The organism is Paraburkholderia lebeckiae (assembly GCF_050436225.1).
Taxonomy (GTDB): Bacteria; Pseudomonadota; Gammaproteobacteria; order Burkholderiales; family Burkholderiaceae; genus Paraburkholderia; species Paraburkholderia tuberum.
In genome coordinates, this window is the sequence record NZ_JBNDLU010000002.1 from 2,910,752 (window position 1) to 2,928,901 (window position 18,150).

At 64.6% G+C, this 18,150-nt stretch carries 12 protein-coding genes, 1 tRNA gene and 1 pseudogene; 9 read left to right on the plus strand and 5 right to left on the minus strand.

All coding sequences use genetic code 11. The features are described 5' to 3' along the window. Positions 1–217: 217 nt before the first annotated feature. The 6 genes from OKW45_RS28040 (at position 218) to OKW45_RS28065 (ending at position 7,952) form a co-directional block, all read left to right on the plus strand. Complete coding sequence (locus tag OKW45_RS28040; protein WP_429473376.1) at positions 218–910, plus strand: VOC family protein; 693 nt, start codon at positions 218–220, stop codon at positions 908–910. Between the two features lie 92 nt (positions 911–1,002). Then, positions 1,003–2,199 carry an aminotransferase-like domain-containing protein gene (locus OKW45_RS28045; RefSeq protein ID WP_429472362.1) on the plus strand — a complete coding sequence of 399 codons (1,197 nt, stop codon included), beginning with the start codon at positions 1,003–1,005 and terminating at the stop codon, positions 2,197–2,199. 98 nt (positions 2,200–2,297) lie between these two features. After that, positions 2,298–2,762 (plus strand): RidA family protein, encoded by a 465-nt coding sequence (locus OKW45_RS28050; protein WP_018419865.1) that lies wholly within the window; start codon positions 2,298–2,300, stop codon positions 2,760–2,762. A 195-nt stretch (positions 2,763–2,957) separates the two neighbouring features. Then, a complete protein-coding gene (locus OKW45_RS28055) occupies positions 2,958–3,857 on the plus strand; it encodes a PhzF family phenazine biosynthesis protein (RefSeq protein WP_429472364.1) in 900 nt (299 codons plus the stop codon). Between the two features lie 487 nt (positions 3,858–4,344). Beyond that, the gene (locus tag OKW45_RS28060) at positions 4,345–6,705 is read left to right on the plus strand and encodes a bifunctional diguanylate cyclase/phosphodiesterase (protein WP_429472366.1); all 2,361 of its coding nucleotides are present in this window, start codon (positions 4,345–4,347) and stop codon (positions 6,703–6,705) included. Between the two features lie 38 nt (positions 6,706–6,743). Continuing rightward, the gene (locus tag OKW45_RS28065; RefSeq protein ID WP_429472368.1) at positions 6,744–7,952 is read left to right on the plus strand and encodes a chromate transporter; all 1,209 of its coding nucleotides are present in this window, start codon (positions 6,744–6,746) and stop codon (positions 7,950–7,952) included. Positions 7,953–8,048: 96 nt separating this feature from the next. Here the strand turns inward: OKW45_RS28065 and OKW45_RS28070 are convergent, their stop codons facing one another. The 5 genes from OKW45_RS28070 to OKW45_RS28090 all read right to left on the minus strand — a co-directional run bounded on the left by OKW45_RS28070 (position 8,049) and on the right by OKW45_RS28090 (position 16,104). Beyond that, positions 8,049–8,507: a CopD family protein gene (locus OKW45_RS28070; RefSeq protein WP_429472370.1), complete on the minus strand. Its 459-nt coding sequence runs from the start codon at positions 8,505–8,507 to the stop codon at positions 8,049–8,051. Positions 8,508–8,795: 288 nt separating this feature from the next. Further along, complete coding sequence (gene parC / locus OKW45_RS28075) at positions 8,796–11,117, minus strand: DNA topoisomerase IV subunit A (RefSeq protein WP_018419860.1); 2,322 nt, start codon at positions 11,115–11,117, stop codon at positions 8,796–8,798. A 60-nt stretch (positions 11,118–11,177) separates the two neighbouring features. Next, the gene (locus OKW45_RS28080; protein WP_429472372.1) at positions 11,178–13,163 is read right to left on the minus strand and encodes a DNA topoisomerase IV subunit B; all 1,986 of its coding nucleotides are present in this window, start codon (positions 13,161–13,163) and stop codon (positions 11,178–11,180) included. A gap of 433 nt (positions 13,164–13,596) precedes the next feature. Continuing rightward, entirely contained in the window at positions 13,597–15,531 is a 1,935-nt protein-coding gene (locus OKW45_RS28085; protein ID WP_018419858.1) for an ATP-binding cassette domain-containing protein, read from the minus strand. A 171-nt stretch (positions 15,532–15,702) separates the two neighbouring features. Next, a complete protein-coding gene (locus OKW45_RS28090; RefSeq protein ID WP_018419857.1) occupies positions 15,703–16,104 on the minus strand; it encodes a DUF4399 domain-containing protein in 402 nt (133 codons plus the stop codon). Positions 16,105–16,412: 308 nt separating this feature from the next. On the opposite strand from OKW45_RS28090, the gene OKW45_RS28095 reads away from it, so the two are divergent. The 3 genes and pseudogenes from OKW45_RS28095 to OKW45_RS28105 all read left to right on the plus strand — a co-directional run. Further along, positions 16,413–16,604, plus strand: coding sequence for a rubredoxin (locus tag OKW45_RS28095; RefSeq protein WP_018419856.1), 192 nt, complete (start codon positions 16,413–16,415; stop codon positions 16,602–16,604). 207 nt (positions 16,605–16,811) lie between these two features. Beyond that, a tRNA-Arg gene (locus OKW45_RS28100) sits at positions 16,812–16,886 on the plus strand. Positions 16,887–17,050: 164 nt separating this feature from the next. Beyond that, positions 17,051–18,135: pseudogene (locus OKW45_RS28105) on the plus strand (tyrosine-type recombinase/integrase); the annotation flags it as partial. Positions 18,136–18,150 lie beyond the last annotated feature (15 nt).

Consider the following 18,150-nt stretch of genomic DNA (forward strand, 5'->3'; position numbering starts at 1 on the left):
GTACCGAACAGTATCGCGCCGATTGTACCGTTACTGTGCAGGTCACGGCCGTTACATTTGAATCCAGCGAGGCTGGTGACACCATGTAAATCCATACGTATGGCCCGCCGATCCGGCAAACGGTTATGCTTACGGCCCCGGCAGCGCTGCCCTCAAGCGTGCCGCGCAACTGGCCCTTGCGCAGAACAGCGTTTTCCATCGATCCGCCATGACAACCCTGACAGCCCAATCGCTCAGTCTCGATCACCTCGTCGTTTCCGCGCGCACGCTGGACGAAGGCGTCCAGTACGTCGCCGATACGCTCGGCGTCGCGCCGGCCGGCGGTGGCGCGCATCCGCTGATGCGGACCCACAATCGCCTGCTCGGCCTGTGGGGCGGCGTCTACCTGGAAGTGATCGCCATCGATCCGCGCGCCGCGGCCGACGCAACCGATGGCACCGCGCCGCGCCCGCGCCTGTTCGCGCTCGACGACCCGGCGACGCAGGCGCGACTGGAAAACGGGCCGTATCTGTCGCATTGGGTCGCGCGCGTCGAGCGGCCGAAGCATCTGGCGACGTGGCAAGCGCAGTATCCGCAGCGCATCGCGCCGGTCGTGCCGATGACGCGCGGCGATTTCACGTGGGGCCTGACGGTGCCCGACGACGGGTCGTTCCCCGCGTGGCAAGGCGCCGGCGACGGCGTGCTGCCCTCGCTGATCCAGTGGGACTCGACGCGGCATCCGTCGCAGTCGCTGGCGCCGACGAACCTCGCGCTGAAAGCGTTGAAAGCCGTGCATCCGCGGCCAGAGCTGATTAGCGAGCAACTGCGCTGGCTCGGCGCCGCGCACCTGCTCGACGTACAGCCGACCGACGGCGCCGCGGCGCTCGTCGCCGAATTCGAAACACCCGAGGGTCCGCGAACCCTCGGATAAGCAGCGCGTGATTGGGCAACCCCAACGGCAATGGTTGGCCAGTCGCGCGATAATCGAGATTTTGACCGGTTCCAGAAATACCAGAGGAGATCATGGACCAAAGCGACCTGAAAGCCCCGACGTGGCAATTGTCCGAACGCGCGCGCAAGCTCACGAGCTCCGCGATCCGCGAGATCCTGAAGGTCACGGAACGGCCCGAAGTCATCTCCTTCGCCGGCGGCCTGCCCTCGCCTGCCACCTTCCCGGCCGAGCGCATGCGCGAGGCGTCCGACCGCATCCTGCGCGACACGCCCGCCGCGGCGCTGCAGTACAGCGCGACCGAAGGTTATCTGCCGCTGCGCGAATGGGTCGCGCAACGCCACTCGACCAACGGCGCGCAGATCCGCGCGTCGCAGGTGCTGATCACGACCGGCTCGCAACAGGCGCTCGACCTGCTCGGCAAGGTGCTCGTCTGCGTCGGTAGCCCGGTGCTGGTCGAAACGCCGACCTACCTCGGCGCGCTGCAATCGTTCTCGATGTACGAGCCGCACTACGTGCAGGTGCCGACCGACGAGCAGGGCCTGGTCCCCGACGGCCTGAAGCCGGAACTGACCAATGGCGCGCGTCTGCTGTACGCGCAGCCGAATTTCCAGAATCCGACGGGTCGCCGTCTGCCGGTCGAACGCCGCCGCGCGCTCGCCGAGTTCGCGAAGACCGCGCCGTTCCCCGTGATCGAGGACGATCCCTACGGCGCGCTCGACTACGCGGGCGAACCGCTGCCGACGATGTTGTCGATGGCGCCCGATCACATCGTCTATCTCGGCTCGTTCTCGAAGGTGCTCGCGCCGGGTCTGCGGGTCGGCTTCATCATCGCGCCCGAGGAGCTGATCTTCAAACTCGTGCAGGCCAAGCAGGCCACCGACCTGCATACGCCGAGCTTCACGCAGCGCATCGTGCACGAAGTGGTCAAGGACGGCTTCCTCGACACGCACGTGCCGACGATCCGCGAGCTGTATCGCAACCAATGCGACGCGATGCTCACCGCGCTCGAGCGCTATATGCCCGAAGGCGTCAGCTGGAACCGTCCGGAAGGCGGCATGTTCATCTGGGTCAATCTGCCAGCGGGAATCGACAGCATGAAGCTGCTCGCGGAAGCGGTTGCGCAGAACGTCGCGTTCGTACCGGGCGCTCCGTTCTTCGCGAACGAAGCCCAGCACAACACGCTGCGTCTGTCGTTCGTCACGGTGCCACCGGCTAAAATCGACGAAGGCGTGGCGCGTCTCGCCGCACTCGTGCGCGCGAAAATCTGAACGGCGTTAGCCGCACTGCCATCGGGGCGAAGCTTGCACGCGCGTTGCGTGCGGACTTCGCCGGCATTCATGCAATCTCACCGAAACGAGGACACGACATGGCTCAATCGAATGTGTACGACAAGCTCAAGGAACTCGGCATCGAATTGCCGGCGGCGGGTGCGCCGGCAGCGGCCTATGTGATGAGCGCGCAAAGCGGCAACACGGTGTACCTGTCGGGCCACATCGCGAAGAAGGACGGCAAGGTATGGGTCGGCAAGCTCGGTGCGACGCTCTCCACCGAGGAAGGCAAGGCCGCCGCGCGCTCGATCGCGATCGATCTGCTCGCCACGTTGCATGCGCACGTCGGCGACCTGAACCGCGTCACGCGCATCGTCAAGCTGATGAGCCTCGTCAACTCGACACTCGAGTTCACCGAGCAGCATCTGGTCACCAACGGCGCGTCCGAGCTGATCGCCGACGTGTTCGGCGAGCGCGGCAAGCACGCGCGCTCGGCGTTCGGCGTCGCGCAGATTCCGCTCGGCGCGTGCGTCGAGATCGAGCTGATCGCCGAGGTCCAATAGCATCGACGCGATGTAACCAAGCATGCGGTGTCGCGTGAGATGCGCATACGACTCACGCCGCATTGCGATTCAGGCGCGCCGTCCGGTGTCACGCACCGGCGGCGCGTTTCTGTTTTATGGCGACGGTGGATCGCCGCCGCGTAGCCGGATAGAATCCGCGAACTCCCTCAACGTCCATTGCCCCGGGGCCCGTCGATGTCCGCTCACACCGTTCGTTTCAAACAGGTCGACGTGTTTACGTCGACACCGTTCAAGGGGAATCCGCTTGCCGTCGTATTCGATGCCGACGCGCTCGATACCTCGGAAATGCAGGCCATCGCGCGCTGGACCAATCTGTCCGAAACCACGTTTCTGCTGAAGCCGACCGACGCGGCCGCCGACTATCGCGTGCGCATCTTCACGACGGGGGGCGAGTTGCCGTTCGCGGGTCATCCGACCTTGGGCACCGCGCATGCTTTGCGCGAAAGCGGCTACCAGCCGAAGCAGGGCGGCAAGCTGATCCAGCAATGCGGCGTGGGTCTCGTCGAACTCGAAGCGCTCGACGGCGCCGACAACATGCACGGCGCATGGGCATTCGCCGCGCCGCCCGCGCGCGTGGCACCACTCGCCGAGCATCATTACGAAGCGCTGTCTACGGCTTTACGTAGTCAGGCGATCGACTTCAGCGCGCCGCCGTGCGCGGTCGACAACGGTGCGCCGTGGCTCGTCGTGCGGGTCGATTCGGCACGCGCCTGCCTCGCGCTCGAACCCGACGCGGCGGCGCTCGCCGAGCTCGTGCATTCGGTCGACACGCTCGGCGTCGCCGTGTATGGACCGCACGACGCCGACGGCCCCGCGACATTCGAGGTCCGTTGCCTGATGGCGGGCGGCGGCTTCGGTGTCGGCGAAGACCCGGTCACGGGCAGCGCCAATGCCGCGCTCGCGGGTCTGCTGAACCTGCAGCACCGTCGTCCCGCCGCGCGCTACACGGCGCGTCAGGGTACCGCGCTCGGGCGCGCGGGCGAGGTGTCGGTCCACTACGACGATGCACGCGGCAAGATCTGGATCGGCGGACCCTCGGTGACGATCGTCGAGGGCACGTGCCGGCTCGCGTAAGCGAGCTGCGGCTTCGCGCGCACGCCACGGCGACACGCCACATGTCGCCGCTTCACACCACAAAAAGCCGCGGCGCGATTGCGTCGCCATACCTGGTTCTCCGAATTCATCGTGGCCGGATTGCAAAAGCCCTGCCAGAAACTGCCGAGTGGCAGGCACCGTTGCCGATGAGGTCTTCGACAAATCACGGACCTGTCGCGTCGTAAGACCGGCGATGCAGGCCACGTGAACAGCCGCACCTAGGCGCTCGCCGCGCGAGCGTATACCCCATGCCCGGAAGCTTCCTTAATCCAGTGGCATTCAGTAATATCGAGACGTATATAGCGAACTCTATCCGATGACCTGTGGACGGTCCGGGCGCGGCGCCACGCCCTCTCCTCCTGCGCAGCAGCTTTGGCATCTTGGTCACCATGCAGCCATCCATCTATTTCGCGCAGTCGATGCCCATGCGTTTGCAAGCGGCCCGCACCCAGCCAAGGCCCGCGCGATGACTCAGTCCCGCTTCTCCGAGCCGCGCGAGGCCAGGCCGCGACGCGATCCATTGGTCACGCGCCGGCGCGCGTTGCTCGTCATTCCCGCGCTCGGGGTACTCGTACTGATCCTGCTGTGGACCGTGATCTTCGCGCGGCTGTCGGTAGAAAGGGACGCGACGTACCGCGAGGCGATGGCGTCTTCCGCAATACTTTCAGCCGCGCTCGAACAGCACACCGTCAAGGCGATTCACCAGGTCGATCAGATCACGCGCTTCGTCAAGTACGAATTCGAAAAGACGCCCGATCATTTCGATCTCGCGAGCACGGTCGAAAAAGGCGTCGTGCAAAGCGAAACGCTCGTGCAGGTGTCGATAATCGACGAACACGGCAGACTGATCGCCAATACGACCGAACTCAACCCCGCTCACATCGACTTGTCGGACCGCGAGCACTTCAAGGTCCACGAGCACGAAAACGACGACCAGCTGTACATCAGCAAGCCCGTGCTCGGCCGCGTATCGGGTCACTGGACGCTGCAGATGACGCGGCGTCTCAATCATCCGGACGGCTCGTTCGCGGGCGTCGTCGTGGTCTCCGAAGACCCGAGCTACTTTACGTCGGACTTCTACAACAACGCGGCGATCGGCCGCGAAGGCGTGATCGCGGTGATCTCGGACAACGGCACCGTGCTCGCGCGCCGCACCGGCAACGCCAGCAGGACGAGCAGCACGTTCACCGCGAGCGGCATGTATCCGACCTCGGAGCACGTGTCGGGCACCTACGTCGATTCGATCGACAACGTGACGCGCATCGTGTCGTACCGGCACATCGACGGCTATCCGCTCGGCGTGCTCGTCGGTCTTTCGCAGGACGAAGAATTCGCCGATTACAACCACACGCGCAACGTCTATCTGTTGATGGCGGGCTTCATCTCGCTCGCGATGCTCAGCTTCTTCGCGGTCGCGACCGGCCTGATAGGAAAACTGCTAGGCCGCGAGCGGGAGATGACGCACCTCGTCGAATACGATCTGTTGACCGGCCTGCGCAATCGCTACGCGACGCTGCAGGCGCTGCGCCATGACGTCGCGCAGCCGTTCAACCTGGGCCGCCTCGCGATTCTTTTTATCGACCTCGACAACTTCAAGACCGTCAACGACACGCTCGGCCACAACGCCGGCGACATCGTGCTGCAGATGACAGCCTCGCGCCTCGCCACCGCGGTCGGCGACGACGGCGCGCTGAGCCGCATCGGCGGGGACGAGTTCGTCGTCATGATCAAGGGAGACGATGTCGAAAAGCGCGCGGTCGCGCTCGCCGAGGCCGCCGGCGAAGCGTTCTCGAAGCCGTTCGAGGTGCGCGGCAGCGCGTTCGTGCTGCATGCGAGCATTGGCATCGCGCTGTACTCGGTCGCCAACGAAAGCGAGATCGATCTGCTGAAGAAAGCCGACCTCGCGATGTACAGCGCGAAGGACGCCGGCAAGAACTGCTACCAGTTCTATTCGCCGCATCTGTCGCATCGCGCGGACCATCTGATGAAGTGGGAGCAGCAGTTGCGCGTCGCGCTGGCCGAGGGGCAACTGTTCCTCGCCTATCAGCCGAAGATCGATCTGACGCGCCGCTGCATCACCGGCTTCGAAGCGCTCGTGCGCTGGAACCATCCGCAGCACGGACAGATCCCGGCCAACGAGTTCATCCCCGTGGCCGAGTCGACCGGCCTGATCGTGCCGATCGGCGACTTCGTGATCGAGACCGCATGCCGTCAGCTCGCGCAATGGCAGCGGCAGGGCTACGACACGCTATCGCTCGCGGTGAACATTTCGGCGGTGCAGTTCTGGCGCGGCGACCTGCTCGAAACGGTCTCGCGCGCGATCGAGGAAACCGGCATCTCCGCCCGTCGCCTCGAACTCGAAATCACCGAAACGACGATGATGGAATTTCCGGACGTGGTCTCCGAAAAAATCTTCGCGTTGAAGCGTCTCGGCGTACGCATCGCGCTCGACGATTTCGGCACCGGCTACTCTTCGCTGTCCTATCTCAACCGCTTTGCCGTCGATACGCTGAAGGTGGACCGCTCGTTCGTCCAGGCGATTCCGGGGGACCGCAGCGTCTGCGTGATGGTCACCGCGATCGTCAATCTCGCGCGCTCGCTCGGGCTCGCGGTCGTGGTCGAAGGCACGGAGACTGAAGAGCAGATTGCGTGGCTGGCCGCGCTCGGCCATATCGAGGCACAGGGCTTCCTGTTCTCGCGGCCGGTGCCGGTTGAGGCGATCCCGGCACTGCTCGAACGCTTCGGGGTATGCGGCATGAACAGCGTCAGCGGCCGCCGCGTCGCGCACGAAGCCGACAGCACAAGCAGCCTATCCAGCAACAATTAAAGGACGGGCGCCCGCACGGCGGGGCCCGCGCAGCGCCGATGCAGACCATCACGAGCGATGAGGCTGCCCGCCGCGGGCAACGGGAACCGCTATGGACGCTGTTCCGGGTCGTGTGCGGCCTGTCGGCGCTGTCGTGGGGCGGTCTCGCGTTGATGGCGCAGCTCGAGCATCATTACGTGGAACGCGAGGGGCGGCTCTCACGCGTCGCGTTCTCGGACCTGATTGCGCTCGCGTGGATGGTGCCGGGACCCGTCGGCTGCAACGTCGCCGTGCAGCTCGGCCACGCGCTGCGCGGACGCGCGGGCGCATGGGTCGCCGGTGTGGCGAGCGTCCTGCCCTTCTTCACGCTGATGACGCTGTTCGCAATCTTTTATCGCACGCCCATCGTGCACACGATCGCGTCGCAAACCCTGCTGCATCACTTCAGCGTCGTGCTCGCGACGCTGATCGCGGTCAGTTGGTACAAGCAAACCCGCGCGCTCGTGCGCGGCAAGCTCGAATGGACGGCGGCGCTGCTCGGCAGCATCGCGCTGCTCTATGCGCACAGCGCCGCGGCGTATGTGGTGATGCTCGGCGCGGCCTTCGGCGCCGGCTGGTTCGCGAGTCCGGAACGCGACTCGCGACTCGCCGTGTCGCTCCAGCGCGGCGACTATCGGCTGCTGGCCGCGCTCGGCGTGCTGCTCGTGCTGTTTGCGCTGCCGCTGCCGCATCGCTATGACCTCGCGCTGCTGTGGCCGCGCCTCGCGGGCGCCGGCATGACGCTGTTCGGCGGTGGCTTCTCGGCGTTGCCGGTGCTGAAGACGCTGTTCGTCACGCCGGCGGTCGGCGTGTCCGATAACGACTTCACGCTTGCGTTTACGCTGTCGCCGTTGTCCCCTGGACCCTTGCTGAACGTTGTGCCGTTCTTCGGCTATCTCGTCGATGGCTGGCTCGGCGCGCTGATCGCGACGCTCGCGCTATTCGTGCCGTCAGGCTGCCTCGTCGTGCTCGCGCAGCGGCATCTGCATCAGTTGAAGGTGAACCCGCGCTTCGAGCACGGCATGAGGATTCTGCGCGCGGTCACGACCGCGTTTCTCGCGGTCGCGGTACTGCGCATTGCCGTGCACGTACCGCTGGAGCCGATCTATCTGCTGACCGCGACGTTCTCCGCGATGTGCTTCGCGAAGCTGAAGGTACCGGTGTATGCCGTGTACGGAACGGTGGCGGTGGCGTGCGGTTTGTGGCTCGCGTACGGCGCCACGACGTGATGCGTCGCGGGCCGCACGAAGCCCGTTGCGCCGTTGGCGATCCGGCGATCCGGCGGTCCGGCGGTCCGGCGATCCGGCGATCCGGCGATCCGGCGATCAGAACCCGCGCGACAGCACAGCGACGCCGATCGTCACGACGCCCAGCACGAGATTGATCAGCACGAGACGGCGGACCGTACCGACCGCCTGCGCGCCATCGGGCCACTTCTGCGCCTGCACCGCGCGGCGAACGCGCGGATACACGGCGAAGCGGATATGCCCGAAGATCAGCATCATCACGATGCCGAGACCGGCCATCGCATGCAGCGGCCAGCTAGCATGACCGCCGCCGAATTGCATCAGCAGGAAGCCGCCGCTGATCAGGATCACGAGCACCGACACCCCGACCCAGTTGAAGAAGCGGCCAAATACCGACTCCCACAGCGGCAGGCGCAATTGCGGCGACAGATCGCCGAGCGCAGGACGCAGGCAGAAATGCGCGAACACCATACCGCCGACCCACACCGCCACCCCGAGCAGATGCAGAAAAAGCGCGACTTCGATAGCCTTGTTCATGTAGTTTTCCTCTCCCGACGACGCCACACCGTTTAGGACACGCGATCCGCTCAGCACCAACTGAGCGCGTTCGACCATACGTGATGCAGGCAGTTCCGGGTATCGACGTCTATTGCGTCGTGTTTTGTCGTTGTGATCGCGGCACTTTCGTCTGGCCGCGATGCCGACGCGCCCCGTTTGCTTCCACGCCCTTCGTGCGACGGACTTTTCTGCGATAGACCGCGAGCGCCCCGCATGCTAGCAGGCGCCCATGGTTTCACCGCGTCAAACTTCGTTAAATCGACTCCACTAAGCCGGCAACACCGGACGCATGCCGTCGAGCTTCAGCTTGCTGTCGGGCGCGCGTCCCTTGCGCGCACGCTTGCCGACATGCGCCGCAAGTTCGGCGCCGGCCAGCTTCTCCTCGTCGACACGGCCGCCACGACGCGTGCCGATCAGCATCACGCCTGCCTTGTTGATCGCGAGCGCCTGCACGAGCGTTTCGTTGTCGTCGAGCGCCATCAGCGTGACGCCACGGCCGCCGCCCGACAGCGTCTTCATCTCGTCGAGGCCGAACACGAGCAGACGCCCGCCCGACGACAGACACGCGACCTGCGCCGCGTCCGGCAGCATCGGCATCGGCGCGAGCGGCGCGGCGCCGGCGTCGATCGTCATGAACGACTTGCCGGCCTTCACGCGGCTCACCATATCGCCGACCTTTGCGATGAAGCCGAAGCCGTTGCTCGACGCGAGCAGCAGCGCCTGTTCCGCCGACGCCGCGTAGTAGTGCATCAAATGACTGCCCGATTCGAGCTCGATCAGCGACGTGACCGGCACGCCGTCGCCGCGTCCGCCCGGCAGTTGAGCCACCGCGACCGAATAGACGCGCCCGTTGCTACCCCACGCGATCAGCGTATCGGGCGTGCGGCATTGGAACGCCGCGTAGAGGCCGTCGCCGGCCTTGAAGCTGAAGCCGGCCGGATCGAGCCCGTGGCCCTTCAGCGCGCGCACCCAGCCCTTCTGCGACACCACGACGGTGACCGGCTCGTCGACCACGCGCGCTTCGAACGTCGCGCGCTTTTCCTGCTGGATCAGCGTGCGGCGCTCGTCGCCATACTGTTTCGCGTCGGCTTCGATTTCCTTGATCAGCAGGCGCTTCATCGCCGGTTCGCTGCCGAGCAGTTCCTCGAGCTTCGCCTTCTCGTCGCGCAGCTCGGCCAGTTCCTTCTCGATCTTGATCTTCTCGAGGCGCGCCAACTGACGCAGCCGGATTTCGAGGATGTCTTCGGCCTGGCGGTCCGTGAGTCCGAACGCGGCCATCAGCGCGACCTTCGGCTCGTCCGATTCGCGAATGATGCGGATGACTTCGTCGATATTCAGGAAGACGATCATCCGGCCTTCGAGAATATGGATGCGGTCGTCGACCTTCGATAGACGATGCCGCGTGCGGCGCGTCACCGTCGCGAAACGGAACGCGATCCACTCGTGCAGGATTTCGCTCAAGCCCTTCTGACGCGGCCGGCCGTCGCCGCCGACCATCACCATGTTCAGCGGCGCGTTCGATTCGAGGCTCGTATGCGCGAGCAGCGTGTTGACGAAGTCGGTCTGATCGATGCGGCTCGACTTCGGCTCGAACACGAGACGCACCGGCGCGTCCTTGCCCGATTCGTCGCGCACCGCGTCGACGAGCCCGAGCAGCGTCTGCCTCGTCTGCAACTGCTCGGGCGTGAGCGTCTTCTTGCCGAGCTTGATTTTCGGGTTGGTCTGTTCTTCGATTTCCTCGAGCACCTTCTGCGCGGCCGTATTCGGCGGCATTTCGGTGATCACGAGTTGCCACTGGCCGCGCGCGAGATCCTCGATCTTCCAGCGCGCGCGCACCTTCAGGCTGCCGCGGCCGGCTTCGTACGCGGCGGCGATTTCCGCCTCGCTCGAAATGATCTGGCCGCCGCCGGGAAAGTCCGGACCGGGCACGTGCTGCATCAGTTCCGCGTGCGAGAGCTTCGGATTGCGGATCAGCGCAACCGCCGCGCCCGCGACTTCGCGCAGGTTGTGCGAAGGGATTTCGGTCGCGAGACCCACCGCGATGCCCGATGCGCCATTGAGCAGCACGAACGGCAGACGCGCCGGCAGCACCTTCGGCTCTTCGAACGAGCCGTCGTAGTTCGGCATGAAGTCGACCGTGCCCTGGTCGATTTCGGCAAGCAGCAGCTTCGCGATCGGAGTCAGGCGCGCTTCGGTGTAACGCATCGCCGCCGCGCCGTCGCCATCGCGCGAGCCGAAGTTGCCCTGGCCGTCGATCAGCGGATAGCGCATCGAAAAGTCTTGCGCGAGACGCACGAGTGCGTCGTACGCGGACTGGTCGCCGTGCGGGTGATACTTACCGAGCACGTCGCCGACCACGCGCGCCGATTTGACCGGCTTCGCGTTGTCGCCGAGGCCCATCTCGTTCATCGCGAACAGGATGCGGCGCTGCACCGGCTTCTGCCCATCGCAAACATCGGGCAGCGCGCGGCCCTTGACCACGCTGACCGCATACTCGAGGTACGCGCGCTCCGCGTAGTTGCCGAGCGTCAGCACGTCGCTGTCCGACGGCGGCTCGTTGAAAAGGTCGAGAGTGTTATCGTCGTCCATCTAGATTCCGTGTCCGTGTTTGGCTTGAAGTGTCGTATGCCGCATTGAGGCGCAATGCGCTCAGATGTCCGCTTCTACTTCGTTGCCTTTCTCTTCGAGCCAGTTGCGACGCGACGCCGCTTCGCCCTTGCCCATCAGCATCGTCATGCGCGCGACGGTCGCATCGTAGTCGAGTTCGCCGAGCGCGACCGGCTGCAGGCGGCGCGTGTCGGGATTCATCGTCGTGTCCCACAGCTGCTCGGCGCTCATTTCACCGAGACCCTTGAAGCGGCTGATCGACCACTGGTTGTCGCGCACGCCGTCCTTGCGCAACTTGTCGAGAATCGCCTCGAGCTCGCCTTCGTCGAGCGCATAGAGCTTCTGCGCGGGCTTCTTGCCGCGAGCGGGCGCATCGACGCGAAACAGCGGCGGACGCGCGACGCACACATGGCCGCGCTCGATCAGTTGCGGGAAATGCTTGAAGAACAGCGTGAGCAGCAGCACCTGGATATGCGAGCCGTCGACATCCGCATCCGACAAAATGCAGATCTTGCCGTAGCGCAGATTCGACAGATCGATCTTGTCGTCCGGACTATGCGGATCGACGCCGATCGCCACTGAAATGTCGTGCACCTCGTTGTTCGCGAACAGGCGATCACGTTCGGTTTCCCATGTGTTCAGCACCTTGCCGCGCAGCGGCAGGATCGCCTGGTATTCCTTGTCGCGACCCATCTTCGCGGAGCCGCCCGCCGAGTCGCCCTCGACGAGGAACAGCTCATTGCGGCCGATTTCCGTCGATTCGCAATCGGTCAGCTTGCCGGGCAGCACGGCGACGCCCGAACTCTTGCGCTTCTCGACCTTCTGCCCCGCGCGCGTGCGCGCCTGCGCCTGCTTGATCACGAGGTCCGCGAGTTTCTTGCCATGCTCGACGTGCTGGTTCAACCACAGTTCGAGCGCCGGCCGGGCGAACGACGAGACGAGCTTGACCGCATCGCGGCTATTCAGGCGCTCTTTGATCTGCCCTTGAAATTGCGGGTCGAGCACCTTCGCCGACAGCACGAACGACACCCGCGCGAATACGTCTTCGGCGAGCAGTTTCACGCCCTTCGGCTGCAGGTTGTGCAACTCGACGAAGCTCTTGACCGCCTGATAAAGACCGTCGCGCAAGCCCGACTCATGCGTGCCGCCCGCGGGCGTAGGAATCAGGTTCACGTACGACTCGCGCGTGAGCGGACCTTCCTCGCTCCACGCGACGACCCACGTCGCGCCCTCGCCTTCGGCAAACGTCTCTTCGCTCGAACGCGAGCTTTCCGCGTAGCGCTCGCCCTCGAACAGCGGAATCAGCAGATCGCTACCGTTCATGCCTTCGAGCAGATAGCCGCGCAGGCCGTCTTCGTATTTCCAGCTTTGCCGCTCGCCGGTTTTCTCGTTGACGAGCGCGACCTCGACGCCCGGCAGCAGCACCGCTTTTGAGCGCAACAGACGCTGCAATTCACCGAGCGGCAGGTTCGGCGAATCGAAGTACTTCGGATCGGCCCACGCGGTCACGCGCGTGCCGGATTTCTTGTCGGCCTTGGTGGCGGCACGCACTTCGAGCGGCTTCGCGACATCGCCGTGCGCGAAGCTCAGTTCGGCGACCTTGCCGTCGCGCCACACGGTGACGTCGAGCCGCGTGGACAGCGCGTTGGTGACCGACACGCCGACGCCGTGCAGACCGCCCGAGAACGTATAGGCGCCGCCGGCGGCCTTGTCGAACTTGCCGCCCGCGTGCAAGCGCGTGAAAACGATTTCGACGACCGGTACGCCTTCGTCGGGGTGCAGGCCGAATGGAATGCCGCGGCCGTCGTCGTCGACCGAGACCGAATGGTCCGCGTGCAGCGTGACCGTGATTTGCCGGCCGTAGCCGCCGAGGGCTTCGTCCGATGCGTTGTCGATGACTTCCTGAATGATGTGCAGCGGATTCTCAGTGCGGGTGTACATGCCGGGTCGTTGCTTGACCGGCTCCAAACCCTTCAACACCTTGATCGACGCTTCGCTATACGCGGCGTTTGGCTTTTTCGTAGACATGATTGACTCGGTGCGTCGGTTCATCGTTGTCCACAGGTCCTGTGGACAGGGCCGTGGACAATGCGTTGAGTATTCAAAAAAAGCGAAACGAAACAACGGGGTTAGGTGGAGCGCCCGCGATGCGGGCAAGCTGTTTTGTCGCGCGGCTTCCGTTGGCGCGCTCGAATGCCGGAGATGGACGCACCGCCCGCCGGGGAAGCCTGTTCGCGGGGTATTGTACTGATTTCGATCACGGCGGCAATTGACCCCACGCTGAATTGGCCGACTGGATAAGGCGCGGCGGGCGTTGGCGGACATGCAATGGAGGATGGACGGCTTGCAGGACGGCGGCGCGATAGGTATCGGCGGAAATGCACGGGCGCCTGCCCCCTGAATTTCAGTGCCGTGCGCGGCGGCGCTTTCTGTTGTTTTTGTGCCGGCCGCGCACGCCGCGTTACTTGACGCGGTTTTCCAGCTCGTCCCAACGTTCGAGCGCGAGCATCAACTCTTCGTCGATCTCGGTATAGCGCTCGGTCAGACGCGCGCCTTCGCGTGCATCTTTCGCGAACACCGAACCGTCTTCGAGCTGCGCGCCGATTGCCTTCTGTTCGGCCTCGAGGTCGGCAATCATTTTCGGTAGCGCCTCCAGTTCGCGCTGCTCCTTGAACGACAGCTTCGCGCTGCGCTGCGCATTGCGGCCCGACGCGCTGTCCTTCGGCGCCGCTTCTTTCGGCGCTTCCTTGCTCGATTCTTTCTGCGCTTCGAGCGCGAGTTGCTCCGAGCGATCGCGCTGCGTCTGCCAGTCCGTGAAGCCGCCGACGTATTCGCGCCACTTGCCGCCGCCTTCCGATGCGATCACCGACGTCACGACGTTATCGAGAAACGCGCGGTCGTGGCTGACGAGCAGCACCGTGCCGTCGTAGTCGATCAGCAGTTCTTCGAGCAGTTCGAGCGTCGGAATGTCGAGGTCGTTGGTTGGTTCATCGAGCACCAGCACGTTGGCCGGGCGCGCGAACAGGCGCGCGAGCAACAGCCGGTTGCGCTCGCCGCCCGACAGCGACTTGACCGGCGAACGCGCGCGCTCCGGCGCGAACAGGAAGTCGCCGAGATAGCTCATCACGTGCTTCTTCTGGCCGTTGATTTCGACCCACTCGCTGCCGGGGCTGATCGTGTCCGCGAGACTCTTTTCCAGATCGAGCGCCGCGCGCATCTGATCGAAATACGCGACCTGCAGATTCGTGCCGACACGCACGTTGCCCTCGTCCGGCGCGAGTTGACCGAGGATCAGCTTCAGCAGCGTGGTCTTGCCCGCGCCGTTCGGACCGACGAAGCCGATCTTGTCGCCGCGCATCACCGTGGCCGTAAAGCGGTCCACCACCGCGCGCTCGCCATAGCGCTTCGTCACATCCGTCAGTTCCGCGACGATCTTGCCGGACTTCTCGCCCTGACCGACGTCGAGCTTCACGTTGCCCTGCACGTTGCGGCGCTCGGCGCGCTCGTTGCGCATCTGCACGAGCCGCGCGATGCGGCCGACGCTGCGCGTGCGGCGTGCCTCGACGCCCTTGCGAATCCACACTTCTTCCTGCGCGAGCAGTTTGTCGAACTTCTCGCTCTCGATGCGCTCGACTTCGAGCTGCTGCGCCTTGCGCGTCTGGTACGCGGAGAAATTGCCCGGATACGACAGCAGCCGCCCGCGATCGAGCTCGACGATGCGCGTCGCGACGCGGTCGAGAAACGCGCGATCGTGCGTGATGAACAGCAGCCCAGCGCGCAGCGACACCAGCAGATCTTCGAGCCAGCGGATGCCGTCGAAGTCGAGATGGTTGGTCGGCTCGTCGAGCAGCAGCACGTCGGGCTGCACGACGAGCGCTCGCGCGAGCGCCGCGCGCTTCTGCATGCCGCCCGACAGAGAGCCGACACGGGCTTCGCCGTTCAGGCCGATCTGCTGCAACGTGGTCGCGACGCGCGTGCTCCAATTCCATGCGTCCGCGGCGTCCAACGACGATTGCAGCGTGTTCATGCGCGCGAGCAGCGTGTCGTGTTCGGCGCCCTCAGGCGTGTCGGCGAGCTGGTGCGCGACCGCGTCGTATTCGTCGAGCAGCGCGCGCGCCTCGGTGAGTCCGGCGGCGACCGCGTCGAACACGGTGTCGTCGGCGTTGAACTCGGGCTCCTGCGGCACGTAGACCGTGCTCAGATGCTGCTGACGCGTGACGAGGCCGTCGTCGGGTTTGGTCAGATCGGCGACGATTTTCAACAGCGACGACTTGCCCGCGCCGTTGCGCCCGATCAGCCCGACGCGCTCGCCCGCTTCGAGCGAGAAATCCACGTGGTCGAGCAGCGCGACGTGACCGAACGCGAGCTGGGCTCCGGTAATGGTGTAAAGCGACATGGGAATGGGAGAAGACAGCGATGAGTCGGAACTGCTCATTGTACCGGGCGCGGGGCCGGTCGCAGGTATGCGGGACGGGAACATCCGTGCGATGAAGCGCGCAACACAGCGTGCAACGCAATCGGCGCGGGCCGGCGACGCGCGCGCCGGGCCGGCCTTTCGAACAGTTGCTTACTTGACGTGCACCGTGATCGTCTTGCTCATCTCCGGCCCATACGAGCGATGCGCGCCGTCGCCGAATTGCAGCGTCAGCGTATGGTCGCCCGGCGGCAGCGTCAGATCGGTTTCAGTCTGGCCTTTGCCGAAGTGCAGCGACTTGTCGGTCGCGGGGATGACCTCGCCCTTCGGCAGCGGCTTGCCGTCGATCAGCAGGTGATGATGCCCGGTGCCGTCGGTCAGCGTGCCGGCGGGCGCGATCTTCATGCCGTCGAGGCCAAACACGACGTGCACCGGATTGGTGACGGTCGCGCCGTCCGCCGGTTGCACGAAGGTCACGCCCGCCGCCTGCGCCACAGCTGACCCGGCGAGTAGCCCTGCCACCGCGACGCCGACCAACCATCTGTTTTTAAGCATCGTTTTCTCCTTTGGAAACGAAACCCAGCGATGCGGCGCCGCCAGCGGCCTCGCCCGAGACCGATCGTCGCAATACGTGCGAGGCGAGCGCCACATCTGTCCAATGAAATAGCTTGCAGGTCAAAGCGTACACGGCTTGTGTGACGAGGCCAGTCGCGCGAGCCCGGGCTCGCCGCAGAGGCGTTGGGGCGGCGCCGCATCGGTCGTCTGCGGCTGAATTGACAAATTCCGGTAATATTGCGGGTCGCCGCGCCGCCCCATAAAGGGGCAGAGCAAGCCGGCCATTGCATTGAACGAGAGAGCGTGTCGTGAGCGAAGTAATCGAAGTGACGGAATTCAAGAGCTGGGTCTGCCTGATTTGCGGTTGGATCTACAACGAGGAAGACGGTCTGCCCGAAGAAGGTATCGCACCGGGCACGCGTTTCGCCGACATTCGGGAAGACTGGCGCTGCCCGCTGTGCGACGTGGGCAAGGCGGAGTTCGCGGTGGTGGAGTTTTGACAGTGAAATGACGTTGGGGCGATGCGCGCGGTTGCGTGCGCTTCGCCAGATGCTCAGGTAGTTTGCGCGGCCTGGCAGGCGATGTCTGCGGGGCCGTTTGTTTTTGCGGGATTTGTGCGAGGCGCGGGCGGCTGCTGGCTTGGCTCTCCTTTTGCCCGCGCCGGTTTGATATACTCTGCGCTCGCCGATCTGTCCGGCTCGGTCCCTCTCCCTGTAGTTCAATGGATAGAACAAGTGCCTCCTAAGCGCTAGATACAGGTTCGATTCCTGTCAGGGGGACCACCTAAGCTCCAAACGATCACCACGTTTCACCACAGAACCCCGCTCAGCCCAGCCGAGCGGGGTTTTTTGTTGCCAACGTCGCCAAGGTTTCACCATTAACAGCGGGGGTACATCGGGGGTACTTATAGGGGTACCGTGACATACCCCCTCGCGAGATACCCCCAATGGCACTGACTGACACCGCGATCAAGAACACAAAGGCCGCCGAGAAGCCGAACAAGCTGTTTGACGGCGGCGGGCTGTTCCTGCTAATCACACCCGCTGGTCAGAAGTACTGGCGTCAGAAGTACCGGTTTGGCGGCAAGGAGAAGCTGTTAGCGATTGGCGTCTATCCTGATGTTGGCTTGGCGGCTGCACGAAAGAAGCGCGACGAGGCGCGCGAGCTGCTGGCGGCTGGCATTGATCCGGGCGAGGCAAGAAAGGATGACAAGCGCTTGCGCGCCCTGAGTGCGGCGAATTCATTCGAGGCGGTCGCGCGGGAGTGGTTTGAAGGGCAGCGAGGCGGATGGACGGCGGGCTATGCCGAGAAGGTCATTGCGTCGCTGGAGGGCGACGTGTTCCCGTCCATTGGCTCCCGCCCTATCGCTGAGATCGAGGCTCCCCGCCTGGTCGAACTGCTGCGCACCATAGAAGCGCGAGGCGTCCGCGAGACGGCGAAGCGGATATTGCAGCGTAGCCGGGCCGTGTTCCAGTCCGCCATCATGACCGGGCGATGCGCGCGCAACCCGGCAAGCGACGTTGACGCCGCCGTCATCCTGAAAAAAGGGCCGGGAGTACAGCACATGGCCCGCGTGAAGGCGCTGGAACTGCCCGAACTGATGCGAGACATAGGCGCGTACAGTGGCGACCTTGTAACCCGTCTAGCGCTTGAACTGATGGCATCACGTTCGTCCGAACCGGCGAGTTGATCGGCGCGACATGGGACGAGATCAATGTCGAGGCGGCGGAATGGCGGATTCCCGCCGAACGCATGAAGATGCGAACCCCACATGTCGTCCCGCTGAGCCGCCAGGCGCTCGCTGTCATCGAACAGTTACGCACGCTCAACGGTAACCGGGAATACGTGTTCCATAGCCCGCAGAGCCGGGGCCGATCTCGAATAACACCATGCTCTACGCGCTGTACCGGATGGGCTACAAGTCCCGCATGACTGGACACGGGTTCCGGGACGACGCTCCGTGAAATGGGCTACTCGCGTGACTTGGTGGACCGCCAGCTAGCGCACGCCGAACGCAATCAGGTATGGGCTGTTTGATGACCTGCG

Excerpts from the sequence above, each read along its gene's own strand:
- OKW45_RS28080 (WP_429472372.1), bottom strand. The coding sequence starts at position 13,163 with ATGTCTACGAAAAAGCCAAACGCCGCGTATAGCGAAGCGTCGATCAAG.
- OKW45_RS28055 (WP_429472364.1), top strand. The coding sequence starts at position 2,958 with ATGTCCGCTCACACCGTTCGTTTCAAACAGGTCGACGTGTTTACGTCG.
- OKW45_RS28090 (WP_018419857.1), bottom strand. The coding sequence starts at position 16,104 with ATGCTTAAAAACAGATGGTTGGTCGGCGTCGCGGTGGCAGGGCTACTC.
- OKW45_RS28065 (WP_429472368.1), top strand. The coding sequence starts at position 6,744 with ATGCAGACCATCACGAGCGATGAGGCTGCCCGCCGCGGGCAACGGGAA.
- parC (WP_018419860.1), bottom strand. The coding sequence starts at position 11,117 with ATGGACGACGATAACACTCTCGACCTTTTCAACGAGCCGCCGTCGGAC.
- OKW45_RS28070 (WP_429472370.1), bottom strand. The coding sequence starts at position 8,507 with ATGAACAAGGCTATCGAAGTCGCGCTTTTTCTGCATCTGCTCGGGGTG.
- OKW45_RS28045 (WP_429472362.1), top strand. The coding sequence starts at position 1,003 with ATGGACCAAAGCGACCTGAAAGCCCCGACGTGGCAATTGTCCGAACGC.
- OKW45_RS28060 (WP_429472366.1), top strand. The coding sequence starts at position 4,345 with ATGACTCAGTCCCGCTTCTCCGAGCCGCGCGAGGCCAGGCCGCGACGC.
- OKW45_RS28085 (WP_018419858.1), bottom strand. The coding sequence starts at position 15,531 with ATGTCGCTTTACACCATTACCGGAGCCCAGCTCGCGTTCGGTCACGTC.
- OKW45_RS28050 (WP_018419865.1), top strand. The coding sequence starts at position 2,298 with ATGGCTCAATCGAATGTGTACGACAAGCTCAAGGAACTCGGCATCGAA.